The 22,782-nt window shown below is 67.0% G+C and carries 27 protein-coding genes and 2 pseudogenes; 13 read left to right on the forward strand and 16 right to left on the reverse strand.

Annotated features, from left to right (window positions below):
- Positions 1–45 precede the first annotated feature (45 nt).
- Positions 46–744, reverse strand: a complete 699-nt coding sequence (locus OHA17_RS01740) for a nitroreductase (protein ID WP_406503362.1) — start codon at positions 742–744, stop codon at positions 46–48.
- Between the two features lie 99 nt (positions 745–843).
- Here OHA17_RS01740 and OHA17_RS01745 point away from each other — a divergent pair, with 99 nt between their 5' ends.
- The 3 genes from OHA17_RS01745 (at position 844) to OHA17_RS01755 (ending at position 2,619) form a co-directional block, all read left to right on the forward strand.
- Entirely contained in the window at positions 844–1,440 is a 597-nt protein-coding gene (locus OHA17_RS01745; RefSeq protein ID WP_406503364.1) for a TetR/AcrR family transcriptional regulator, read from the forward strand.
- A 556-nt stretch (positions 1,441–1,996) separates the two neighbouring features.
- Positions 1,997–2,185, forward strand: coding sequence for a hypothetical protein (locus OHA17_RS01750; protein ID WP_053724573.1), 189 nt, complete (start codon positions 1,997–1,999; stop codon positions 2,183–2,185).
- A 266-nt stretch (positions 2,186–2,451) separates the two neighbouring features.
- Positions 2,452–2,619 (forward strand): hypothetical protein, encoded by a 168-nt coding sequence (locus OHA17_RS01755; RefSeq protein WP_406503366.1) that lies wholly within the window; start codon positions 2,452–2,454, stop codon positions 2,617–2,619.
- Between the two features lie 350 nt (positions 2,620–2,969).
- Here the strand turns inward: OHA17_RS01755 and OHA17_RS01760 are convergent, their stop codons facing one another.
- The 3 genes from OHA17_RS01760 to OHA17_RS01770 all read right to left on the reverse strand — a co-directional run bounded on the left by OHA17_RS01760 (position 2,970) and on the right by OHA17_RS01770 (position 6,321).
- The gene (locus OHA17_RS01760; RefSeq protein WP_406503368.1) at positions 2,970–3,428 is read right to left on the reverse strand and encodes a hypothetical protein; all 459 of its coding nucleotides are present in this window, start codon (positions 3,426–3,428) and stop codon (positions 2,970–2,972) included.
- A gap of 362 nt (positions 3,429–3,790) precedes the next feature.
- Positions 3,791–5,779, reverse strand: a complete 1,989-nt coding sequence (locus OHA17_RS01765; RefSeq protein ID WP_406503370.1) for a transglycosylase domain-containing protein — start codon at positions 5,777–5,779, stop codon at positions 3,791–3,793.
- Positions 5,780–5,952: 173 nt separating this feature from the next.
- On the reverse strand, positions 5,953–6,321 hold the full coding sequence (locus OHA17_RS01770) for a hypothetical protein (RefSeq protein ID WP_406503372.1): 369 nt from the start codon (positions 6,319–6,321) through the stop codon (positions 5,953–5,955).
- 664 nt (positions 6,322–6,985) lie between these two features.
- On the opposite strand from OHA17_RS01770, the gene OHA17_RS01775 reads away from it, so the two are divergent.
- The 3 genes from OHA17_RS01775 to OHA17_RS01785 all read left to right on the forward strand — a co-directional run bounded on the left by OHA17_RS01775 (position 6,986) and on the right by OHA17_RS01785 (position 9,620).
- On the forward strand, positions 6,986–7,345 hold the full coding sequence (locus OHA17_RS01775; protein WP_406503374.1) for a hypothetical protein: 360 nt from the start codon (positions 6,986–6,988) through the stop codon (positions 7,343–7,345).
- A gap of 290 nt (positions 7,346–7,635) precedes the next feature.
- Positions 7,636–8,340 (forward strand): DUF2993 domain-containing protein, encoded by a 705-nt coding sequence (locus OHA17_RS01780; protein WP_406503375.1) that lies wholly within the window; start codon positions 7,636–7,638, stop codon positions 8,338–8,340.
- Between the two features lie 323 nt (positions 8,341–8,663).
- A complete protein-coding gene (locus tag OHA17_RS01785) occupies positions 8,664–9,620 on the forward strand; it encodes a hypothetical protein (RefSeq protein WP_406503377.1) in 957 nt (318 codons plus the stop codon).
- 605 nt (positions 9,621–10,225) lie between these two features.
- Here OHA17_RS01785 and OHA17_RS01790 read toward each other — a convergent pair.
- Entirely contained in the window at positions 10,226–10,669 is a 444-nt protein-coding gene (locus OHA17_RS01790; RefSeq protein WP_406503379.1) for a MarR family winged helix-turn-helix transcriptional regulator, read from the reverse strand.
- A gap of 114 nt (positions 10,670–10,783) precedes the next feature.
- Here OHA17_RS01790 and OHA17_RS01795 point away from each other — a divergent pair, with 114 nt between their 5' ends.
- A complete protein-coding gene (locus OHA17_RS01795; protein WP_406503381.1) occupies positions 10,784–11,341 on the forward strand; it encodes a quercetin 2,3-dioxygenase in 558 nt (185 codons plus the stop codon).
- Positions 11,342–11,529: 188 nt separating this feature from the next.
- Here OHA17_RS01795 and OHA17_RS01800 read toward each other — a convergent pair whose 3' ends face one another.
- Positions 11,530–11,673 (reverse strand): hypothetical protein, encoded by a 144-nt coding sequence (locus tag OHA17_RS01800; RefSeq protein ID WP_406503383.1) that lies wholly within the window; start codon positions 11,671–11,673, stop codon positions 11,530–11,532.
- Positions 11,674–11,890: 217 nt separating this feature from the next.
- Between OHA17_RS01800 and OHA17_RS01805 the strand changes: the two genes are divergently transcribed.
- Positions 11,891–12,607, forward strand: coding sequence for a hypothetical protein (locus OHA17_RS01805; protein ID WP_406503385.1), 717 nt, complete (start codon positions 11,891–11,893; stop codon positions 12,605–12,607).
- A gap of 216 nt (positions 12,608–12,823) precedes the next feature.
- Here the strand turns inward: OHA17_RS01805 and OHA17_RS01810 are convergent, their stop codons facing one another.
- The gene (locus OHA17_RS01810; protein WP_406503387.1) at positions 12,824–13,216 is read right to left on the reverse strand and encodes a nuclear transport factor 2 family protein; all 393 of its coding nucleotides are present in this window, start codon (positions 13,214–13,216) and stop codon (positions 12,824–12,826) included.
- A 104-nt stretch (positions 13,217–13,320) separates the two neighbouring features.
- Positions 13,321–13,869, reverse strand: a complete 549-nt coding sequence (locus OHA17_RS01815; protein WP_406503389.1) for an ester cyclase — start codon at positions 13,867–13,869, stop codon at positions 13,321–13,323.
- Positions 13,870–13,963: 94 nt separating this feature from the next.
- On the opposite strand from OHA17_RS01815, the gene OHA17_RS01820 reads away from it, so the two are divergent.
- The gene (locus OHA17_RS01820; protein WP_406503391.1) at positions 13,964–14,758 is read left to right on the forward strand and encodes a TetR/AcrR family transcriptional regulator; all 795 of its coding nucleotides are present in this window, start codon (positions 13,964–13,966) and stop codon (positions 14,756–14,758) included.
- Between the two features lie 249 nt (positions 14,759–15,007).
- Here the strand turns inward: OHA17_RS01820 and OHA17_RS01825 are convergent, their stop codons facing one another.
- Positions 15,008–15,679, reverse strand: a complete 672-nt coding sequence (locus OHA17_RS01825; RefSeq protein WP_406503393.1) for a DUF998 domain-containing protein — start codon at positions 15,677–15,679, stop codon at positions 15,008–15,010.
- Between the two features lie 240 nt (positions 15,680–15,919).
- Between OHA17_RS01825 and OHA17_RS01830 the strand changes: the two genes are divergently transcribed.
- Positions 15,920–16,129: a hypothetical protein gene (locus tag OHA17_RS01830; protein WP_406503395.1), complete on the forward strand. Its 210-nt coding sequence runs from the start codon at positions 15,920–15,922 to the stop codon at positions 16,127–16,129.
- A gap of 22 nt (positions 16,130–16,151) precedes the next feature.
- On the opposite strand, the gene OHA17_RS01835 is transcribed toward OHA17_RS01830, so the two are convergent.
- Entirely contained in the window at positions 16,152–16,589 is a 438-nt protein-coding gene (locus OHA17_RS01835) for a hypothetical protein (RefSeq protein WP_406503397.1), read from the reverse strand.
- Positions 16,590–16,810: 221 nt separating this feature from the next.
- On the opposite strand from OHA17_RS01835, the gene OHA17_RS01840 reads away from it, so the two are divergent.
- The gene (locus OHA17_RS01840) at positions 16,811–17,170 is read left to right on the forward strand and encodes a hypothetical protein (protein WP_406503399.1); all 360 of its coding nucleotides are present in this window, start codon (positions 16,811–16,813) and stop codon (positions 17,168–17,170) included.
- Between the two features lie 144 nt (positions 17,171–17,314).
- Here the strand turns inward: OHA17_RS01840 and OHA17_RS01845 are convergent.
- The 3 genes and pseudogenes from OHA17_RS01845 to OHA17_RS01855 form a co-directional block, all read right to left on the reverse strand.
- Positions 17,315–17,658, reverse strand: a pseudogene (locus tag OHA17_RS01845) (transposase); the annotation flags it as partial.
- Positions 17,659–17,729: 71 nt separating this feature from the next.
- The gene (locus tag OHA17_RS01850) at positions 17,730–18,608 is read right to left on the reverse strand and encodes a GNAT family N-acetyltransferase (protein WP_406503401.1); all 879 of its coding nucleotides are present in this window, start codon (positions 18,606–18,608) and stop codon (positions 17,730–17,732) included.
- Between the two features lie 43 nt (positions 18,609–18,651).
- The gene (locus OHA17_RS01855; RefSeq protein ID WP_406503403.1) at positions 18,652–19,371 is read right to left on the reverse strand and encodes a transposase; all 720 of its coding nucleotides are present in this window, start codon (positions 19,369–19,371) and stop codon (positions 18,652–18,654) included.
- Between OHA17_RS01855 and OHA17_RS01860 the strand changes: the two genes are divergently transcribed.
- Positions 19,355–19,786: a hypothetical protein gene (locus OHA17_RS01860; protein WP_406503405.1), complete on the forward strand. Its 432-nt coding sequence runs from the start codon at positions 19,355–19,357 to the stop codon at positions 19,784–19,786. The genes OHA17_RS01855 and OHA17_RS01860 overlap by 17 nt on opposite strands.
- A gap of 351 nt (positions 19,787–20,137) precedes the next feature.
- On the opposite strand, the pseudogene OHA17_RS01865 reads toward OHA17_RS01860, so the two are convergent.
- From OHA17_RS01865 to OHA17_RS01875, 3 genes and pseudogenes are all read right to left on the reverse strand, one after another.
- Positions 20,138–20,206: pseudogene (locus tag OHA17_RS01865) on the reverse strand (hypothetical protein); the annotation flags it as partial.
- 82 nt (positions 20,207–20,288) lie between these two features.
- A complete protein-coding gene (locus OHA17_RS01870; RefSeq protein WP_406503407.1) occupies positions 20,289–21,215 on the reverse strand; it encodes an NmrA family NAD(P)-binding protein in 927 nt (308 codons plus the stop codon).
- A complete protein-coding gene (locus OHA17_RS01875) occupies positions 21,212–22,036 on the reverse strand; it encodes a polysaccharide deacetylase family protein (protein ID WP_406503409.1) in 825 nt (274 codons plus the stop codon). The genes OHA17_RS01870 and OHA17_RS01875 overlap by 4 nt, the downstream gene beginning before the upstream one ends.
- A gap of 88 nt (positions 22,037–22,124) precedes the next feature.
- Here OHA17_RS01875 and OHA17_RS01880 point away from each other — a divergent pair, with 88 nt between their 5' ends.
- Positions 22,125–22,475 (forward strand): winged helix-turn-helix transcriptional regulator, encoded by a 351-nt coding sequence (locus OHA17_RS01880; RefSeq protein ID WP_406503411.1) that lies wholly within the window; start codon positions 22,125–22,127, stop codon positions 22,473–22,475.
- Positions 22,476–22,782: the final 307 nt, after the last annotated feature.

The following is a 22,782-nucleotide window of genomic DNA, read 5'->3' on the forward strand; positions in this document are numbered from 1 at the left end:
GACAACGAGAAGAACCAGCTCAGGACACGAATTCTCACTGGAGTACTAGGCGTGGAAGGCCGTGGTCACCTCAAGCGCGGCGCGCTCGGTCGTAACTCGATTCACCGGTGCACTCTCATCGGCATAGCCAAAGGAGATGCCCACGAGCAGCTTTCCTCCGGTGACGCCGAGCTCGCCCCGGACGGTGTCGGCATAGAAGCTCAGCAGTCCCTGCGGGCAACTGTCCACGCCATACGCGGTCATCGCCAGGAGCAGGGTCTGCATGTAGCCGCCGACGTCGGCGGCCAGCCGTGGCCCGCCGTCACCGTTGACGAACAGAAACGCCACATGTGGGGCGCCGTAGAAGCTGAGGCTGTCCGCGTCGTAGGCCGCACGTGCCGCATGGTCGTCGGGGCCGATGCCGAGCGCTCCGTACAGCTCGGCTCCGAACGCGGCCCTGCGCACACGGTGCACCTGCGCGTACATGTCCTCGGAGTACGGAAGGTCCGCCGAGGTGCGCTGCTCGGCGTGGGCCACCCGTAAGGCTTTCGCCAGGCGTACACGCGGCGCGCCGCTCACCACCTCCACCTGCCACGGCTGGGTATTGGAGTTGGACGGCGCGGCGCCGGCCAGCGAAAAGATCGCGCGCATCGTGTCCGCGGGCACGGCCTCCGGACGGAACGCGCGCGTCGCGTGACGGCCGCGTATCAGCTTCTCCGCGCAACCACTCAGCGCGGTGGAGGCAATGGGGGCTCGGCTTTTCATCGCGTACTCCTCTCAGGACATGTGTAAACGCATCCGTTTACCTGAGGTGATCCTAGCGAGATGATCCCGCAGAAGTAAACGCGTTCGTATACTTGCCACATGGGTACGACAACGACGACCGCACCTCGACGGCAGGGACGTGGAGGCCGAGAGCGCATTCTGGCTGCCGCCGCGCAGCTGTTCGCGGCCCAGGGAATCAATGCGACCGGCATGGAACAGGTCGCGGAGCATGCTCCGGTGTCCAAGCGCACGCTCTACGCGCACTTTCGGACCAAGAGCGACCTGGTCATGGCCCACCTGCAGGACCTCGCGTCGTCGGGAGCCACCCTGGAGAGCGGGCTGACCAGCGAGGACACCCCTCCACGGGAGCGAATCCTCGGACTGTTCGACCAACCCGCCGGGGACACGGCTTTGGTGCGCGGATGCCCGTTCATCGATGCCGCCGCAGAGTTCCCCGACCCTGAGAGCGCGGTCCATTCCTACGCCCGCGAACAAAAACTGCGGATGGTTCAGCTGGTTACCGCCTTGGTGAGGGAGCTGGGCTGCCACGAACCCGCCGCGCTCGCCGAACAGCTCGTCACCCTCGCGGACGGTGCGGCCAGTCGTGCCATGGTGCTGGGCGAAGCGGACTACGGTCGGCACGCGCGAGCGGCAGCGGAGGTCCTCCTCGAACGCGCTCTGGCAGGCCGGGGCTGACGGGACATCACACCTGTCTCCACTCCATTGCCCTTCCCGAGGGCGGTAGGCAGGCCTTGGAGCCTGCGTCCCGACGGCAGCCCCACTCGGTGGGCTTGCCGGTCACCCGTCGGTCGGCCTGCCTGGGTGTCCAGGGGCTTTCTCCCGCGTCCGGTTCGCAGCCCAGCCGTTCGCGATCCGCGCCGTCCAGTCGCGGCCCGCACCAACTCAGAGACGGGCGCGGCTCCTTCGGGGCGTGGCGGCTCGAACTACTTCTTGGGCGGCGAAGTCTTCGACGGGTAGTCAGGAAGGTGGCCGTCCTTGGCATGCAGCGGCACAGCCACAACTACCGCTCCACAAGCGGGCGTTAAAGGCCTGGGTACTGCACGAGGCCGCCCCGATCAGCCGCAGAGAGTCACACCACAACTGCCCCTGACATGGGACCTCCAGCCGGCCGCTGTCACGGACCCGCCCACCCAAGCGGGTCACCACCTCTGGCGGGCCGAGTCCGACGTCACAGAACGCCGACGGGTCAGCCGGCTGACAGATTCGCGCCGAACGGGAAAGATCAAGTCTCATGAACCCTACAGAGATATCCCATCCACCGATCTACCAGCGGCTGGTCCGCGAACGCGGCGACGTCCTGGCCGAAACCCGGGCGGTGGCCGAGCAGACCCAGAACGAAGCGCGGCAGGCACTGGACTGGAGCGGGGTACGGCGCGCCCAGAAGATGAGAGAAGAAGGCTCGTTCTCCGCCTTCGGCTGAGAATCCGCTGCGCAGCGGGACAGATCCTCTGGGACCTGGCGACAGCCAGCGGGGCGTACCCCAACCTTGCACCGGACGCTGAGCCAGATCGCGTACCGAATACGGGAGTTCGCCGACTTGGGCGCACGCGGTCACGGCCGGTCGATGTGGACGCTGGTCGACTTCGCCCGGGCCGTGGCCCCCCATACGACCTGGACTGGAACCTTCAATGGGAAACCTCCCAGACATGCAGCGGGTCGTTCGGCTCGCAGAAGCTCCAGACCCAGATGTGGCGCAGCTCCTGGAGCGGGCCGCGCGGCTACAACGACTGGCACGGCACGGAATCGACCACGAACAGTTTCATCAACTACGGATGGTCGACGGACTGCAACGACGGCGGCGGCAGCTACACCTACTGCCCTGTAATGCAGGGCTACGCCAGCGGTACCGGCTAGGGCTCGAAAACCCGCTCCGACAATGATCTGCGCAAGGGATGCGGGACCAGGGCTCCTAATCCGTAGGAGAGGCGCATGACTGCCCCCCCAAGTAACTCTCCCGAGGGCACACCCTTGGGACGCAGCGCGGACGATGTCCGGCTCGGCAACAGCTGCTCCACCGAGCCCCCCCCCCCCCCGCCCGCACGCTGTGGTGGCGTATCCCGGATGTCCTGCGCTGGCCGGTGAAGAACAGCAACGAGAACAGCTGATGATCACCCACGTGCGCCCCCTCGTTTATGAGGGGGCGCTTCACCTCGCGCCGGAATTTTGTCCTGGAGTAAGCCGACGGGGCTCAGGTCTGGCGCCGGTCAGGTCTGGCACTGGGAGGTGGCGGCCGTCGACCAGTTGCTCCAGACGCCGCCGTCAGACTTCGCGTGGACGCGGATCTCGGCCTTGACGTTGAACGGCCCGCAGACGCGGCTGGTGTCACCGATCGCCGTGGGGCCTTCGGTCGCTCCGGCTGCCACGTAGGTGCGGCCTGAGCCGATCTTGACCCAGTGGCCGCCGGAGACGATGCGGAAGAACGCCTCGTAGGAGACGTTCACGCCGCGCGGGCCGGTGTTCCGGAGCTTGGCGTAGGCGGTGATGTCACGGAAGAAGACCTTGCCGTCCTTCCAACGCTGGGCGCTGATGCAGCCGTTGACGGCGACCCGGCCGGTGGAAACGCCGCCCCCGCAGGCGATCCCTGCGGCATGGGCGTCGGCGGTGGGAATCAGCAGGGCGAGCGCGGTGGCGGCGGTCAGGGCTGCGGTACGTCGCAGGTGCATCGCTGGTCCTTCCTGTCGGGGATCTCGGTCTGCCGTGGCGTGGAGGGCACTCTCGCATAGGGACGGCCCGAGTGGACCGCGCCAGATGCCACAGCCCTCGGAAGGGTGGTTTTTACGGTCCTGAATATGCACATGGTGAACAGGAGGCCGTCGCGGTCGAGGGCCGGGCGAGTGAGCGGGTGCGAGGCTTGTATCTCACCGCCCGGCGGACCGCGCGGCTCAAGGCCACGGCGGAAACCGGCTGCAGCGGTCCCTGGCACAGGCAAACCGGGCCGAGGATGTCGAGGCCTTCGCTGCGACGCCGGCCGGGCATGGCTGTGTCAATTGGGCGGTGGGCTCTGATCCCACGAAGTGGACCAGCGCTACCCGGCCTTGGCGGGAGTGCAGCCGCGCGGGTTCGCGTCCATGTAGTCGCTCCAGATCTTCGCGGGAAAGGCGTTCCCCCGCTGTCCCGTGTCACCGCCCACCTCCGACATCGGCAGCAGCTTGCCGTCCATGGGCTGCATACGGAACATTGTCACGGCGGTGGAGGTGTTCTTCGCCCAGCCCACGAACCAGGCCGACTTCAGGCGGTCCTGGTCGCCGGTGCGGCCCGCCGCGACGGGAGCGCCGACGGCACACGCCGTGTCGCCGGCGAACATCTTGCTCCCCGCCTCGCGCAGGACGTCGCCCACCTCGTCGGCAACCTCTCGGGGCAGGGCGCGCCGGGCCTTCGTGCGGCTCTCGAAGCCGCCCACCGACTCGTCGTCCTTAACGAGCTTGGTCACCGAGTAGGGGTCGTTCTGGAGGCCGTGGTTGGCGAAGGTGCCGTACGCGCCCGCCATGCGGATCGCACTGGGCGTGGACGTGCCGACGGAGAAGGTGTCTTCCAGCGGAGCCATGCTGTTCTCCAGCAGGCCCGACCGGATCGCGGTGTCCTTCACCTCCTCCAGTCCCACCTCCTTGCCCAGGCGGACGTAGGTGGCGTTTCCGCCCGTCGCCAGGGCTTGGCGCAGGCTCGGGTGGGAGCTGTCCGGAGCCGCCGTCGCGGACGGGCTCTGGAGCTTGCCGGCGTTGCCGTAGAAGTCCCCGGAGTGCACGGACGTCCGGTCGCCGTCCCTTCTTTCCGTGCCGTACTGAAGAGCCGCCGCGAGGACGAACGGTTTGAAGGCCGAGCCGACCGGCACGCCGAGGGTGTCGGCGTTGTTGGTGAATTGTTTCGTCGCATCGGGCCCGCCGTAGAGGGCGAGGACGGCGCCGTCGGAGTGGCGTACGGAGGCAGCGCCGACCTGGATGTTCCGGTCGGCCTCCCGGTTCTTCGGGTCGATGTTCTTCGCCAGGACGGATTCGACGGACGCGGTGAGCCGCTCCACCTGCTTCTTGTCGAACGTGGTGTAAATCCGGTAGCCGCCGTGTGCCAGGTCCTGGTCGGTGATCATGGAGTGCGCCTTGATGTATTTATTGGCGACGTCCACGAGATAGCCGGTCTGGCCCGCGAGGTTCGTGGCCATGGACTGCTTGTCCGGCTCCGGGAAGGTCCGGTGCTTGTCGCGCTCCTGCTGCGACATCAGCCCGGCCTCGACCTCGCGATCGAGGATCCACTTCCAGCGGTCCTCCGCACGCTCGTGGTTGGCGCGGCTCGTGGCCGGGTCGTAGAGTTCGGCGCCCTTCAGCAGCGCGGCCAGCGCGGCCCCTCGGCCCGGATCGAGCTGCCTCGCCGGAATGCCGTAGTACGCGTGTGCGGCGGCCTCGATCCCGTACGCCCCGCGGCCGAACCAGCTCGTGTTGAGGTAGCCCTGGAGGATGTCCTGCTTGCTCTTTGTCCGGTCGAGCTTGAGCGAAATAATAAACTCCTTCGCCTTTCGGGTGAGAGTTTGCTCCTGCGAGAGATACGTGTTCTTCACATATTGCTGAGTGATGGTGGAACCACCCTGCGTCTCCTGCCCCTCCACCGTACTGGCGGCGGCCCGTAGAATTCCTTGTAGCGAGACTCCGGGGTCGCTGTAGAAACTCTCATTCTCGGCGGCAATCACCGCGTTCTGTACGGATTCCGGCACGTCCGAGAGGTGGACGATATTGCGGTTCACCTTGCCCAGGCTCACCATCTGGGTACCGTCCGCCCAGTAGTACGTGTTGGCCTCCTGGACGGCGACGGCGTTCTCGTCGGGGATGTCCACACTCGTATACGCCCAGGCGAACAGGCCGACCAGAGCGCCCACACCGAGCACGACCGTGCCCAGTAACAACCGCCACGACGGCAGCCAGCGGCGCAGGCCTCTTCTCCCCCGGCGCGGATAGTCGACGAAGCGCCTGCCCCGCGGATGACGCCTCGCCGGCTTCTCTCGGCTCTCCTGCTGCTGCCTCTTGCCCACGGTCCGACCAATCCCTGGATATCGGTGTCGCCGGGAAGATGTACGGGGCACACCGAACGGTTGGCCGCCTTTCATGAGCGTCCTATGACGGGTCTATGACCGTTCCATGACAGCCGCTTCTACGAGACTTCCATGACAGCCGAGGTTGTCACTCACGTTCCGGCCCGGAATGTTCAATCCGCGCGGACTGCTGAACCACGGCCTGGTGCATGCCTTCGGTGTTCTTCGGGAGGATCGGCAGATCGAATGCCTCGCACAGGCCGTGGGCCCGCATCGGACGGCCGGCGTCGGTGAGGATGTGCTACGTAAGCCGGGTGGTCCGGCACGTCGAGGCAGGGCGCCTCCTCGACGGGCGCCAGTCTGAGGATGGCGAGGAGGGTCTTGCGGGTGTCGCGCAGGTTCTCGCTCTCCGCGTCGAGTTCGCCGAGGCGCGCGGTGAGTTCCTCGTTGGACGAACGGAGCTGTCCGGTCTGCTCGCCCAGTTCGCGCTCGCGGGCGTCGATGTAGGCGAGGATGTCCCTGATCTGCGGGCTGTCGCTCACGCTGTCCTCCAGGAGGACAGCGTGGTGCCCGTGAGCCAACACGTCATGACGGAGGTCATCGCCCAGAGGAACCGTGACGCGACGTGGCGAGCCGGTTGTTCGTCGTCGCGGACCAGCCGACGGCAGAACATCGGGATCCCGTTCGTCTGCTCCACGACCCACCGCTTGACCTGCCGGACAAAGCCGGTGTCGGCCAGGTTGCGCTCGACGACTTGGTCAGCCGCCCCAACAGGTCAACGGCGGCCCGAGCTTCGCTCGCCGACCTGGCCGAGCCATGCCTTCCCCACCTCTACGTTCCACCCTCGCAAGATCGTTGACGAAATTGCGGCCAGAGCCTTGAAAATCCCCACCACCTGCTCACTCCTGCCCCAGAACCGCTCGCCGTGATTCCTCACCTTGAGCCGTCCAACTGCCGACGCCCGCACCTGGAAATGCAGTTGTCAGCCCGCACGTACCTTGACAGGATTTCGGACGTGATCGCTGCTGAGGGGTCGAGCTGTCCGATCGTGACGGGGATGCCCGGGGCGGGGAAGTCGACGGTGACCCGGCTGGTGGCCGAGCGGCTGCCAAGCTCCGCGCGGCTCGACGGTGACCAGATCAGCAGACTGATTGTCGGCGGCCGCGTCGGGCTCTTGGCGAGCCGGCCGACGAAGCAGCGCGGCAAGTGGACCTGTGCAACCGCAACCTGTGCATGCTGGCGAACAACGTCTCCGACGCAGGTTTCACGCCTGTGATCGACTGGGCGATCCCCGACCGCAGGCAGTTGGACCTCTTCGTAAGCCTCCTCCCGGCTCGGCAGGTCTTGTTCGTCGTCCTCACGCCGGGCATCGAGGTGTGCCGGTACCGCAACACGGTCAGGGAGCCACGCGAGCGGTTCGACTTCGATGGCTATGAATGTCTCGACGCCGACATGAAGCGCGAACTCGGCGATGTCGGCTGGTGGTTCGACACCGCGGCCCTCACTGCCGACCAAACCGCCGATCAGGTCATCCGCGAGGCTCGCCACCGAGCCTTGGTGCGCTGACTTCCACACAGACCAACTCCCGAAACCAGCCCGGCAGTCCGACGGACCGAAGCTCACCCTGGCCGGAACGGCGACTCGGGCCCCGCGGCAGAGCGAGGCTCATCCCGACTGCCGCGGAACAAATGTCCGCCGGCCCACGCGATGCCCTTCTCCAGCACCGTCCCAGCGGGATACGTCGCCGCCGTCCGCCGCCACGCCACCCCACCACCCACCAGTTTGAACATGTTCAACTCTGGTGAGAGTATGCACCGTCCAGCAACATCAACAGCGCAACAGCAGGGGGATTCGGCGTGAGACGTCGATGGGTGAAGATTCTGGCGATCACGGTCGTGGTGTTTGCCGTGCTGTTCACGGCCGCCGACCGGATAGCCGTGCACTACGCGGACCAGGAAGCCGGCCGGCTCGCCAAGGACAAGTACGACTTCACCAACGCTGCCATGGACGTGTCGATCGAGGGCTTTCCTTTCCTGACCCAGGCCGCCGACGGCACCTTCGACCACGTCTCCCTGACGGCCCGGAAGTTCTACCTCTCCACCACGGGCAACCGGCAGGGCGGCTGGCTCGACATCGACCGCCTGCACCTGGACCTCCAGGACGTGACGGTAACGTCGCTGACCGCGCGCAGCGCCCAGGCCAACCTCGCCACCGGCACCCTGACCCTGACCTGCAAGGACCTGTCCGACCTGGTGACCCGGCTGGCCGGCCGCGGCGGCAAACTCCAGGCCTCCCCCGCCGATGGATCGAACGGCCAGGCAGCGCAATTCAAGGTCACAGGCACGGCGGAAGGGACCGCGCTGGACAGCACCGCGACCCTGCTGGCACAGGGCAACGAGCTCTCCCTGAGCGTCCCCGGCGCCCCACGCGCTACCGCCGCGTGGAAGATCACCCTTCCCGACAACACAGGCTTCACCACCGCGCGTTCCACCCCCGACGGCATCGAGATCACCCTCACCGGCCACCAAGTCACCCTCGGCGCCTCACGCTTCAGCAGATGAACCCGCTTCAAACGCTGCGCTCCTCCGGGCGGCGCCGGTGACACAAAGGTGCGGCCTTAAGCGCCATGGCCTCAGGACGCCCGGGACGTGGCTGCCATGCCTCACAGGCGGCGTGCGTTGCGCCAGGACGCCCGAGCGGCTTCCCCTCGGTACCGTTCGTCCCGCTTGTGCCATTCCGTGAACGTTCGCACCGTAGGGGGCGCCCGAGCTTCGCCCGGCGCCGTGCTGTTTGCTGTGTCCGGGGCGACAGGCGGAACTCCGCGAGCGCCCGGACCCCTGATGGTGACCTCTACTTCTTCGCCGGTACGGGCATCCCCACCGACATGTTCAAACCACCGGTCAAGGTCGGGAACGGCTGGGACAGCTACAACCAGATCGCCGGCGGCGACGACATGACGGGCGACGGCATCGGCGATCTGGTGGGCCGCACCGTGGACGGCGCCCTGTACATCTATCCGGGGGACGGCACTGGCCACTTCGGTGACCGTTCTTCTTTCCGCTGGCCCTCCGGCTGGCAGGAAGCGGACGTGCTCGCCACAGCAGGTGGCGTACCGGCCTACGGAAAGCCCCGAATCCTGGGGGTCGATGCCCAAGGCGCCCTCTACTCGTACCGATCCCTCAACAACGGCAAGCTCTCGGACCGCCGACGCGATCCGGCCCCCTACTACTGCGGTACGAACCCGGCCACGCGCTTCGCGTTCGCATCCGACCTCGCCATGGACGGTGAGGCGGACCTCGTCGCCAGTTGTGACGACCTGCTGTACACGGGTGCCACCGCCACGGAGCAGCAAGGCTTCGGGTGGGGTGGCTTCACGAACTTCACCGGCCCCGGGGATCTGACGGGTGACGGCATGGGTGACCTCCTGGCGCGTGACAGCACCGGAATCATGCATCTCTATCCGGGCGTCAGCACCTACCCTCTCGTCCACTTCGCCGACAGGATCGGACTCGGCGCCGGATGGAACACGTACGACACGATCGTCGGCGCTGGCGACTACACCGGCGACGGCCGAGCCGACATCCTCGCCCGAACTCCCGCCGGTGCGCTGTATCTGTATCCGGGAACGGGCGATCCCCACACGCCCTTCAAAGACCGGGCCGGACTCGGCGGTGGCTGGCAGCAATACACCCACTTGACGGCCATCGGCGACGGCAAAGGAGACCTGCTGGCCGTCAGCTCCGAGGGCGAGCTGTTCAGCTACACGGGCACGGGCACGGGCGGCTTCCGTCCCCGTATGAGTCTCGGCCGCGGCTGGAACATCTACCGGGGCCTGTACTGACAGACGCCTGAGGTGCGGCCTCTGACCATCCCAGAGGGGGTCGGTCGGGGTCGCACGTCTTTTACGGCCGAAGCCCGTCGGCTGATAAACACCCGGGATGGTCGGAGCCTTCGCCTGTGGCGATCGCACCCCAAAGCGGGAATGCCCCGGTCATGAGGGTGAAATTGACGGTGCGGCGGTTCTTCTGCGACGTGTCGAGCTGCTCGCGGCGGACGTTCGTTGCTCGGCGCGACGGCCTGACCAGCAGATATGCCCGTGCCGGACCGAGGCTGAAGGTCTGGTGGCGGGCTGTCGCTCCCCCGACCAACGGGCGCCCGGGGATGCGGTTGCGCCTCGTCCTGGCCGCACCGAGCGGGGGGAATCTGACGGGGACAGCGCCACGCTGGCCGACTGGCTGCAGTCCCTTCCGAGTGCCCAGATCGCGTGCAGGGACGGGGGCAGCGGCTAACGGCCGTGCCATCCGGGAGGCCGCCCCACGCCACCGAGGTCGCTGACCGTTTCCACTTGCTGCGGAATCTGTCCGCCGTCGTGGAGCCTCGGCATGGAGGGCGAGCCTCCTGAAGCCGGCGACGGAACGTCTTATGGGCGACGGGCAGCACATCGCCTCACGCCGAGCTCGGGACCGACGGGGAACCCCATGGCGCCTCCAGCGCCGTGCGCAGCGCATCGGCCGTCTCCCGACCGATCCGCTCGGCGAGCTGCTCTTCCAGCCGTTCAAGGACGAGGCCGGCCTGGCGGTGCGCACGTTCTCCTTCCCCAGTGCGGCGGATCAGCCGCTGGCGGGCGGAGGCCGGGTCGAGGGTTTGTTGGAGCAGTCCGGCGGCGACCAGACCGTGCACGGCCTGGTGCGCGGTCTGCCGGGTGACGCCCATGCGCCGGGCCAGCTCCGACACCGTGGTGCCCTGGTCATCCAGGACGGCGAAGAGCTGCACTTGCGTCGGGGACACGGGCGCGGCTCCGCCTGCTTCCAAGGCTGCCAGCAGTCCTACCTCGAACCAGCGCCGGGCGTCACCGAGCAGTTGGGGGAGATTGCGGCGGGTGGATTGCATCTGTTCCTCACTACGACAAAAGCGGGAATGGGCCATCCCCACGGCTTGCAGGCCCGAACCCGCCATGTCAGGCTACCTGACATTCTTGACGGGGGCAGATCCGAGGAGCACCGCATGACCATCGAGTACGCCACCCGCTATCGGCGGGCCTCGCGCATACCCGCCGAACCGGGCACGCCCTACTTCATCGAAAAGGGTGAGGGTGACCGTGCCCACCTGTTCGGCGACCTGATCACGATCTACGCGGGCGGCGAGCAGACGGAGAACACCTTCAACTTCTTCACCGTGGAGGGCCCCAAAGGCGACCTCATCCCCGCCCACCTCCACCCCGACACCCATGAGGTCTTCTACATCACCCACGGCGCGGTCCGGCTGTTCGTCGAGGACATCGCAGGAAACCAGCAGGAGAAGCTGCTGACCCCGGGCGACTTCGGTTTCGTGCCCAAGAACTGTCCGCACGCCTACCGCATGGAGCGCCACCACAGCCAGGTCGTCGGCGTCGCCGCCGGTCCCGGCGGCACCTTCGAGCGGTTCTTCGAAAACCTCGGCGCTTCCACCGAACAACTCGGCCTGCCCACCGAGCAGGTCATCCCGCAGCCCGGCAAGTTCGCGAGCGTCCCCGAGCAGTACGACGTGCGCTTCCTTCCCGACCACCAGTGGCAGACTCGATGACGGCGACCGGGCCCGCAGTTCGGTAACCGGTCGCCACACCTCACCCCGACCGTGCTCCCGTGCCGAGCGCCGATGAGAAGAGCCGGCGCCCGGGGCCTGTGCTCCTGGGGCGTGTCAGTGACCTTCCGGACGCCCCAGGAGCACAGGCCATCCTTCAACTCCCCTGCGGCCAGGCCACGGGACGAAGCTCAGTCCGTCAGCTGGTGGATGGTCTCTTCCAGGGCCAAGACGATGTCGGCGGAGTGTGCAGCGCAGTGCGGGGTGGCCAGTGCGGTGCTGAGTCGTCCGTTGAAGGTCGTGAGGATGTAGATGGGCGTCCCCGGGCTGAGCATCCGACGCCATCGAGGGCGGCGAGAGACGGTCAGACCGTAACCAGGCATCGTGCGTGTACGACCGACAAGGGTCGGTCGGTCGGGACTTGGGCGCGACGCATCAATGCGGCCGCCCGGCTCGCGGACGACCATCACCCCCTGGCTCTCGTGACGGAACCGCCAGCGATGACTCATGCGTCACCCAAGACACACATGCTGTCGGCGACAGGGGAGAGCAATGGCACTGTTCGGGCGAGGAAAACGGCACGGCGCGGCCTCCGGGGAAGGCTGTCCGGATCACAAACCGTGCAACAAGCTTGCCGGGATCCCGCTCCATGACCTCGACTCCCGGCTCCGCCTGGTGGTCACCCCCATCGCCGATCTCGGCTCGGACTCGATCACCGCGCAGCTCGGCGGGGGCCTGGCCGCGCTCCTGGTGGCGATGGACTTACCCGGCACCGGCGGTGCCCACGCCGTCCCCGCCCACTTCACGCCCCGCTGGAACAGCGCACCTCCCGACCTGCTGGCCCGCGCGCTGGGGAACATGGAGCGCGACCGCGTGGCCATCGAGGCGCTCGCGGGCGGGAACGGCGGCCCTGCCCTGTACGTCGTCACCGGCCAGGACGGCCTGCCGGGCGCGGCGCACGTGCTGCGCCTGGAGCAGGTGCTGGGGCAGAGGCTGCCGCACGGCGCTCTCGTCGCGATGCCGAGCAACAACCGTTTCTACGCCGTGCCGATCCACAGCGGCGACGACCTGGGCCTGCTCGATCCCCTCGTTTCCGCGGTACGGGGCCTGGCCGAACAGGGACCCGTACTGAGCCAGGATGCGTTTTGGCTGCACGACGGCCAACTGGACCCGCTCAACGCCACCGTCAAGAACGGCGAGCTGCGCTATTTCCCGTCGGACGCATTCAAACAGCTACTCCCCCAACTGCGCCGCGACAACGCCCACTGAGTCAACCGCAGAGATCCGATGAAGCCGCGGCTTCGGCGCCACCATGACCGCAGGCCCGCTCTCACTCGCCACTTGGTTGCTGACTCACCAAGGGTGGTCATGCCGGGATGACCCCATCGGGGCCGTCCCGGCAGCCACTCCAGCCCACAACCACCCCTCACACGCAGCGACCGTTGTCGGCGAAAAGTGAGCCGACTCTCCAGGAGGGAAGGGCCCTCACGAGGACCAGAAGGCGTCCTCGGCCTCCTGATCGCCCTGGAACTCCCGGAATTCCACGGCCCGTTGGCCGCTGACGCGCCAGACGTGGACTTCGGGGGCGGACCAGGACCGGCCGTGGCGCTCGGCGGACACGGTGCTGAGGACGACGACGCGCTCGCCGTCGGCGAGAATCTCGTCGGCTTCGACCCTGAGGGTCCCGCCGGGAAGATCCTGGCACAGGCCGAAGAACTTCAGGACCCCCTCGGGGCCGTGGTAGTCGCCGGACAGCGGGCTGCGTCCCGGGACGTGCCAGGTGATGCCGGGGTCAAGGATCTGGAGGACGGCCGGGATGTCACCTTCGGCGAAGGAACGGTATCCCTGGCGGACGAGATCTGCGGGTGAGTCGTTCATGGTGGTTCCTTTGGATGGGGGCCCGAATGCGACCCTGGCAGGTCAAGTCGCCTCGGGTCGGGCACAGTTACCACCCCACTGCTCGGAGCGGCCGACGCGGCCACTCACACGGAGGCACGTCGCGCACGGTTCTTAGCCAGTGCCATGCGCAGCAGGAACAGCGGGCTTGGCGGGACCCAGCCGAGCTGCTTGGCCATGGTCAGGTCGTCACGGTTGGCCCAGTGGTCGATCACCTGGCCGTCGGCGAGGCGGAACCAGTGGGTCTCGGCGACGCTGAACTGCTTCCCGGTCGGCGGCATCGCCGATTCGACGGCCCCGGCGAGGTCGTAGGTGACGAACGGGCCGATATAGCGTCCGGACATGCTGGCGTGTACGACGACGAGGTCGCCCTCCGCGACCACCGAGTTGATCTGCCACGACAGATCGGCGAAGGCGGCTCGCAGCCACAGCGCGGTGGCGCGGAAGGCAGCGGGCCCCGACTGACGGCAGGCAGCGGGTTCGTGGTCCGCTTCCTGATTGGTGGCACGCGGGTGGTAGACCGATGCAAAGTCCGGCAGATCGTTTGTGGCCATGACCTGGATGGCGCGGGCGCACAGCTGCTTTAGGTCCTGGGCGGCGGCTCGGTTCGTTGACGTCGTGGTCGGTGGCTCCACGAGGTGCGCTCCCGTCCGGGGCGCCGCGCCGTGGGGCGCATGCCCCTCTTCAGATGGAGTAAAACTCCATTCGATTTACTGCTACTCTATCCGAATGGAGCCCAAGGCCAAGCGGTCCTATGACGCCAGCGGCCGCCAGGAACAGGCCCGCCAGAACCGGCGCCGGATCGTCGACGCGGCCGCCGCGCTTTTCTCCGACCGCGGCTACGCGTCGGTCCCGCTGACAGAGGTAGCGGCAGCGGCGGGCGTGTCGGTGCAGACCGCGTACGCAGCCTTCGGGACAAAGGCCAACCTGCTCAAGCACGCCATCGACATCGCCCTGGCCGGAGACGACGGGCCGGTGCCGGTCATGCAGCGGGACTCTGCCCAACACATGCTCGCCGAACCGGACCCCTTCCTGGTCCTGGCCATGTACGCCGCCCGCGTCCGTGACGTCACCGAGCGCGCCGGCGGCCTGCTGCTCGCTGCCTGGACCGCCGCACCCAACGACCCGGCCGTGGCGGAGTTGGTCGCCGATCTGGACGGACAGCGACTGCGGGGCATGACGGTCCTCGCCCAATCCATCGCGAACAAGGCCAGGAGCGCGGGCTGCCTGGCCGACGGCGTCACCGAGGAAGACATCCGCGACACCCTCTGGGTCTTCAACTCCCCGCAAGTGAGCGGCCTGTTGATGCGCCAGCGCGAGTGGAGCCCGGACCGGCTCCAGGCTTGGCTGACTCGCACCTGGACCAAGCTCCTGCTCGACCCGCTGGAGAGGAAGGCCGTGCTCGGTCAGCCGAGGCATGTCGACGGCCCTCGCCAATTCCGGGAATTCAGCGGAGGCCACAATGCCGCAACTGCCGACCAGGAGCCGAACGCCGAGCCACAAGAGCGCTGTCCAAAGCCGTGAACACGTGTCGATGTGCTGCCCGAATCTCGTGAATGCCAGACGGAGTTCCGCCGACTGCAGTTCATCGGCCACCGCGAGGAGACCGGGCAGGGTATAACCCAGGCTTTCTAAGCTCCCTGTTGGCAGTTCACCGGCCGCCGCAACTCCCGTGGTACCGGGGCTCAGGGAGCGTGATCTCGTCGCGAACCGACGCAGGACTTCGCCGACTTCCTACGCCATGATCTCGACGCCGTCACGCCACCCTCGGCCTCACACTCCTGTGATGCTCCGGCGTCGTCGGGGGACAGTGTGGGCTGTTGCCTGACGGAACAGACCGAGGGCGCCGGCAGCCAGCGTCCACATCAGGAGGGGAAACACCGCGACCCGCTCCATTCCTCCCATACCCAGGCCCAGGTAATGGTGGGAAGAGAAGAGCCCAAAGGCCGTGATCGCCGTGATACCCAGCAGGCCGGCTGCCCAACGAAGTAGCGCCGGAACAGCGTTTGACAGGCCCGCTCCCGCCAGCACGAGGCCGATGTTGCCCGTTCCCATGATGAGCAGGGCGCCCAGAACGTGCTGGTTCTCGTGTACGTCCGCAGGTGCCAGCCCGGCGAGCACAAATCCCAGGCCGGCACCGGCCAATAGAAGCCGGGCCACAGTGGCGCTCGCGCCTCGGCGCCACATGGGACCAGTCAGCGCGACACCGACCACGAGCAGCGTCCCCAGGGCGATGAAAGAGACGTTCATCAAGTCATGTTCGGGCGAACATATATACCGCGGCTCGGGTTCCCGCTGCACGGCACAGTGAACGTTGCCCAGGTCACTGATGTTGTTCCGCGCCCAACTGTACGGTCTCATCCAGGCTGACTCGGTGATCCCATGAATCACAAAGAACTGCACCACACCCGCGATCCACGCGGAATATCCGATCCGAGCCTTCACCCGTCCACCCCTCTGCCGCACAACTCCCGTACGAGCTAGCGGATCACGCGGCTCCAGCCGCGGGCACTCCGGTCAGCCCCCGAAACGGGGTAGGGCAGCCCCTACGAGCGGCGCCTCTCATCGCTCCGCGAAACCGCGGCCAGAGGTGTCTTTGAGGATCCCCTCACCACTGAGCAGGAACCAGCGAGCGGATCGCGCCAACACCGGCGGTACGCGTTGGCGTCAGGCACCCGGCAGGCCTTGGCCTCCAGCCGTCGCATGGGCTTCGCCGACACCGGCTACGCCCGCCTGCTGGATGCCGCGCACCAGCAACTCGGCGGCCCCGTCGTCCTGGTGTGGAACAACCGGAACACGCACGTCAGCCGTTCCATGTGCGAGCGGGTGCAGTACCACCCACGCCTCATCGAGGGCCCCATCACCAAATCCGGGCTCGATCTCCAACCTCCATAACCGCGCCCGCTTTAAGGATTTCCTAGAAGTACGAGGCCACCAGGTCGCGGTCCACCATGATGGTGTCGCGATCCAGTGCGGGCAATCCCAGGTGGTCACAGATCAGCTGGGTCAGCTGCTCCTGGTAGGTCTCGTTCTGACAATCCAGTCCGGCCGCCGTGATAAGAGGAGCCATCTTGTTGGGCCAGTGTTCTCCGACGTAGTCGGGATCCTCGTAGTCGATGCAGGAGGATATCTGGCCATCCTTGTAGTGGTACGCCTTGGGCCCGTGAGCCTTGGCAACGCACGGGTTGGGAACGAACGCCATCAGCTCAGCGCCCTGGGCGCACAGAGCCGCTATTCGAAGCCCGGACCAACCGTCCCACCCGCGCGCCGTCCAACCGCCGTAACCCGCATCATCAAAGATCTTCAGCGGACCGGACAGCGGCGAACCGAGTGGTGGAGAATGCCCCGTGGACACCCGCCAAGGTTGACGGGCATGTCACCGGCAAGCTGGCCGAGTTCTGATCCACTCCGAATCCTGGCGATGCTGTCACCAGCAACTACCCGCACAATAGGAGGAGTTGAAGCTACCGCAAGGGTTTACCCACGGCTCCAACCATGGATTGACGACCCGGGCGTTCCTCGTTGCCCTCCTGCTGATTGCTCTGCACCAGAGGCAATCACACGGAGGCACCACTGATGCGTATCAAGAAGCGGTTGTGCGTTCTCCTCGCGTCCACAGCTCTGCTGGGCGGTCTCGGTCTCGGCGCCACCTCGACACCGGCCAGCGCCGCGAGCGCGTGTAGCGGACCGAAGGCCCACAACAACTCCGACGGGTTGGTGTTCTTCAAGGGGAGCTACAACCTGAAGAACGGCCCAGCTTCCGAGTGCGGCAGTATCGTCGAGGTCAGCGCCAACACGAGGTTCTACGTGTGGTGTGGCTACTACAACGCCTACGGGAACCTGTGGCTGTACGGGCGCATTTCTGGCTCCGAGACCACGGGCTGGGAATCCTTCGACAACTTCACCTGGATCACGGGCGGCTGGAATCTCTGCTGAGGCCGCCACCCACGTTCGTGCTGCGCCCGCCCCGCTTGAGATGCTGCAAGTACCTCCCGAGGCTTCGGCGCGTTAGCGCACGGCCTAAAGGTTGTTGCGGAAGGTCTGTCTCAGGCAGGCTGGATCGGTGTCTGGCCTGCTGTTTCACCGCGCCAGGGCGAGGTTGTACATGGTGGCGACGGTCTGGACGGCGTGATGGAAGCCGTCGCCTTTCTGACGGCAGTCGCGGAGTAGGCGCCGTCCGCGATCACCGTCGTCCTCACAACCTTTGCGGGTAGATCCGACACATGCCAGACATGCGCGTCGGCCTTGTTGCCCGGAGCCCGCCGCGCTGGGGCTGCAGCAATGACCAGGCGGGTGTCGGCGTCGATGATGACCTGCACGTTCGCCGAGAACCGATAGTTGCGCGACGAGGCGCCTACGGAACGGCCGCGGACCGGGCTGAGAGTCCCGTCCACGATCCACAGCCGCTCAACATCGGCGGTGGGCATAGGGCATGTTGTGAAAGTGCCGACGGGTCGGACGAGGTGACGCTCAGGTCCGGCCCGCCCGCTCGTCTCTACAGGTCGAGCTGGTACTGGAGTGTCGTGTGCGTGGGCACGTAGCCGAGGCTGTCGCTGATGTGTCTCATGTGCGTGTTGCTGTCGGCGGTGTCGGTCAGGAGGCCGCCGAGGTCTGGATAGCGCCCATGGGCTTGCCGGATCGACTCGGCCTTCATCCATTGGCCGAGGCCGTGTCCGCGGTGCTCGGGCAGCACGCCGGTGCCGTAATGCTGGCCATCACCCCTGCCATTGCCGGGGATGACGAGTTCGGTGAATCCGGCGATCGAGTCGTCAGCAGTGTCGATGGCGACGACCGTGTGCAGATGGTCGCCGCGCTCTTCGACGGCCTTCGCCGCAGCCCGGACCCGGTCCACGTCCCAGGCCACGGTGCCGTAGTCGGTGTCGTCCATGGGCATGTCGTCCATGGCCCGGCGTGAGTCGGCAAACGTCTGGGCGAGGGCGTCAGGGACGGTTCCCTGCCATGACACCAGCCGGTAGCCGGGATGGGGACGCTCAATGACCTCGGCAAGGGCGATGGCGTCCACGTCAGCCAGCGCCAAGCGGGCGAACCTCAGAGTGAGCACCTTGCGGAAGCCGTGAGTCGGCAGGAAGTGGTCGCCGGGCGATCCGGCCTGGGCCTGTGCGCTGACGCAGCGTCGGGTGTTGCCCCGGGCGGCGGCCACGACGGTGTCGAGGAGCTGGGAGCCGACGCCCTTGCGGCGCTCCACGGGATGAACGTGGAGGGTCAGTTCGGCCAGATGCTGTTGTCCGCCATCGAACAGGCGCAGAAAGGCCGTCCCGACGGGGATGGAATCGTCGTCGGACGCCAGCCATGCAAGGCGTCGGCTGTGTGCCCCGTGAGCGGGGTCGGTCAGTGGGGTGATGCGTAGCGACAAGGTGTCTCCGTCGTGAGGAGGTGGCAAAGGTCAGTACGCGGGCTCAACTGCTGGGCACTCCTGCGCATGTGCTCCACACCTCCTGGTCGACAGTGCCGGTCCGGATCAACATGGACGGCTGGGAGAACTTAGCTGGCCCATCAGCTCCTCGGCAAAGGGTTAACTGAAGGCTGGTGGCCGTGTGGTCACAGCCACTCGTGATGGCCGCGACCAGCACGGTCGCTTCGTAGCGGACGGCGAGTTTCTCATACCTCGTGGCCACGGCCCGGTGGCGCTTGAGGCCATTGGTCCCGCATTCGACCGCGTGCCTCTCGCGGTAATCGGCCTTGTCGAACGTCGGTGGCCGGCCACCGCGGGAGCCAAGCTTCTTGCGGTTGCGGATCTGGTCCTTCTTCTCCTGGATCGTGCGTCGGATCCCACGTCGGCGCAGGTAGGCGCGATTCCTCCGGGAGCCGTACGCCTTGTCCGCCCGCACCTTGTCAGGTCGTGGCCCCACCCGAGGGACTCGGATCCGCTCCAGGACCGGTTCGAACTGCGAGATGGACCCTTGGTGATCGGCCCACCTCGCGAGCGCCCGAGCCCGTGGTCGTCCGGCTCGACCTCGACACCGCCGAGCGGCTCCTTCTGGAGATCCCCCTTTTGACCGCCCCGGCGGCGTGCTGATGAGCGCGGCACACCGTTGAATCGACGCTGACATCCCAGGTGATGCTGACATCCCAAATGAATCGTGCGCATAGGGTGTCGCCATGTCGCTGAGCCACATAGTCCTCTCGTCCGGCCGTTCGATCGAGCTCACCGAGCTGCGTATGTCTTCGACCTACGGAGGGATGCTGATGGGCTACCCATGCAAGCCCATCAATGACATGAAGGTCCGTGGCCTCCAGCAGCAGGCTGAATGTGCGTTTCCCACCATGCCGGTCCACCTGGTTCCACCCTCCCGCGAGTACTCGGACCAGACCGCCGGTGCCTTCGGCCCCGTCGAGGTGCTGCCTTCCGTGGCCTGCATCGGCGCCTTCCACTCGACGGCGGTCGCCCCTGAGCTCGACCCGGTGCTACACCGTTCCTCCCTCATCGTGGTCTGGTTCCAGACCGTTTTGGATGTTCCCTCGGGTGAGGACGCCGACCTCGCCCTTCGCAGCATTCTCTGGGAGGAACTGGCCCAGGACCACGAGCTCTAGCGACGAGTTTCGATCACAGCCACTCATCGATGGCCGCGAAGAGGACAGTCGCCTCGTAGCGGACGGCGAGCTTGTCATATCGAGTGGCGACGGCGCGGTGTCTCTTGAGGCAGCTGATCCCCAGCGCCATGCGGTCGGAATGGGGCCACCACTGGAGCCGCGCTTTCTGCGGTTGCGTGCCTGGTCGGCCTTCTCCGGGATGGTGGCCACGATCGACTTGGGCTTCTGGCCCTGCTCGACGGCCAGGTGCCGGCCCGCTGCCATCGGTGAAACACGTCGTAGATCCGGGCCCCACGGCCCGTACTCAACGGGCGCGTCCCGCCGCGGAACACCGGTCCGGACCCGGAACCGTATGCCGTCGATCAGCTGGCGCCGAGGCCAGACGGGCGGCCGCCCCGCCTTTGTTCCCTTCGGCAACAACGGCTCGGGCCGGCGTCGGTCCCGGTCCGGAGCGACGAGCCCTGTTCTGCGTGCCTGCGTTCGGAGTTGACGTGGTGGGTGATCATGCCGTCCATCCGGTGTGGTGCAGCCAGTCCTTGAAGGTCATCAGGTCGGGGTGCAGACGGCGCAGGAGGTTGATGTCCCGGTCTCGGGCGTAGAGATCACGGTTGGCGAAGAACTGGAACATCGCTGCGTAGTCGTGGCTGAAGTCGGGGACGACGGCGCGCAGTTCGTCATGCGGCATCGGGATGTAGGTGCTGGGGGTGCCCGTGACCTGAGCGAAGGCAGCTGCGATCTCGTCGCCGGTGAGGCTGTCGCCGATCACCGCGAGGTCGCGGGCGCCCCAGGACTGCCAGTTGTCGAACATGTGGCAGGCGAACCAGGCGATGTCGTCGAGGGCGACGAGCGGGTAGTGGGCGGCGCCGAGGGGGAGGTTGAAGGTCAGGCCGCCCCGGCCGTCCGGTCGGGGGGCGAGTCGATCCCGCAGGTTCTCGAAGTACGGCGCCGTGGTCAGCACCGAGACGTGGTCCGTGTACCAGCCGTCGGTCTCCTTGCGGAGCATTTCCTCCGACCGCATCAGGTCGATGTGGGCTGCGACTGCGGCTTTGCTGTCGAAGTGCGGGACGGGGTGGCCGGTCAAGGACACCGCGCTGTCCAACGAGGACCAGATGAAACGCTCCACGCCGGCCCGCTCCGCGGCGGCCAGCAAGTGCAGCCCTTGCTGATACTCGCCCACGGCGCTGCCCGTCGCGAAGAAGTCGGTGTTGGCGAACACGCGGTCGGCCTGCCCGATCAGGACCTCAAGGGCCGCCGAGTCGGAACGGACCAGTCGCACGCGGTCGGGCGCGATGGCGGCGAGTTCGGTGGCGTGAGCAGACCCCGGGTGGCGGCTGGGGACGGTGATGGTGGCGTCGGTGGTGGCCAACAGGTGTTGGATCACATGGCTGCCCGTGGCCCCGGTGCCGCCGACGACGAGGACGTGGGTCATGGCGTTCTTCCCTGGTGTGTCAGGACGTGTTCGGCCACTTGGGCGTGGGTGGCAACCCAGACGTCGCCGGACTCGCGGATGTGGTCGAGGATCTGGCCGACCATACCCGCGAGGAGCGGTCGGCCTGCGACATGGGCGTGGATGGTCAGGCGGAAGACGCCTGGGCCGGCCTCGGCGAGGATCTGGTTCAGCAGCTCACGGTGCAGGTCGCGGTAGGCGTACGGACCGGCCGCAGCGTCGCGGACGTCGGAGTGGTCACTGTGCATGAGGGAGACCAGAGGACCGCGAGCGGTGGACAGGACCTGCGGGAGGTCATGGTCGCCGCGGTCGCCGGTCCAGCGGTAGCCGGCCTCGGCGAGCAGGTCGTCAGTGTGCCTCGAACCGGTGGCGCGTGGGCTCATCCACCCCGTCGGGCGAACGCCGGTGACTTGGCCAAGGATGTCGGTGCAGCGGCGGATATTGGTCCGCTCGGCGTCGACATCGAGGAGCGCGGGCACCACGTCCTGGGCCCAGGAGTGTGCGGTGATCTCGTGACCCGCCTCGTGCACGGCCATGACGGTCTCGGGACACCGCTCGGCGACCAGTCCGTTGACGCCGACGGTGGCGGGCAGGTCACCGAGGACATCGAGGAGCCGCCAGATGCCGGTGGTGACGCCGTACTCCGCCCAGGAGGTGCTGTGTGTGTCGTCGATGCCGGACAGCGGCCACGCCACGGCCATCGGCGCGTAGGCGGGCCAATGCCCTGGTGACCACAGTTCCAACGCGACGGTGACCAGCGCGACGACTTTTCGCCCGCCCGGCCAGCCGGTTACTGCTCTCATTCGACTCCCCTGCTCGTTGGCTTCCGCGGTGGACGCTACTGAGGCGGTAGGCACCTCCAGGTTCCTGGCAGTGGGCTACCGTCGGGGCATGCGTGAGTACCCCGGCAGCGTCTTCCTCGCCGACTGCCCGGCTCGGCTGGCGATCGAGATCATCGCCGACAAATGGGCGGTGGTCGTGCTGTTCGCGCTGAGCCGCGAACCGTGCAGGCACGGCGAGTTGGTCGACCTGATCGGCGGAATCTCGCGGAAAGTGCTGACCCAGACGCTGCGGCGGTTGCAGGAGTACGGGCTTGTCGACCGCCACGCCGAAGCCGGGAAGGTCGAGTACGTGCTGACGGACTTGGGCCGGACGCTGGTGAAGCCGATCGCCGTGCTGACCGAGTGGGCTCACGAGCACGGCGCGGCCGTGGTGGGATTCCAAGAGTCTAAAACGGACTGAGCCTACCTATTCGGCCTCCCTCTCACGTCCGCCACCGTCGTTGGGGCGCAGACGGGCCCCTCTCAACTGTCCTGCCTTTGCCGGTCTGTTCGTTGCTCAGGTGATGTGGTCCGATCCGCTCGTCGTGTCGGATGGACTGGCCCGCCGCGAGCGGCAGACACCTGTGGTGACGAACGAGGATGCCCGGGACAGGGCACTGCTCCCGACCCGTCCTGCCGGGCCCAGGGTGACTGCCCCCGAAGCCGGGTCATGGGGTTATCCCCCGGAAAGGTGTCGGGCCGGCCCCAGCGCGCCGGGGCCCCCGCAC

It is taken from the genome of Streptomyces sp. NBC_00212, from assembly GCF_045206365.1.
Classification (GTDB): Bacteria; Actinomycetota; Actinomycetes; order Streptomycetales; family Streptomycetaceae; genus Streptomyces.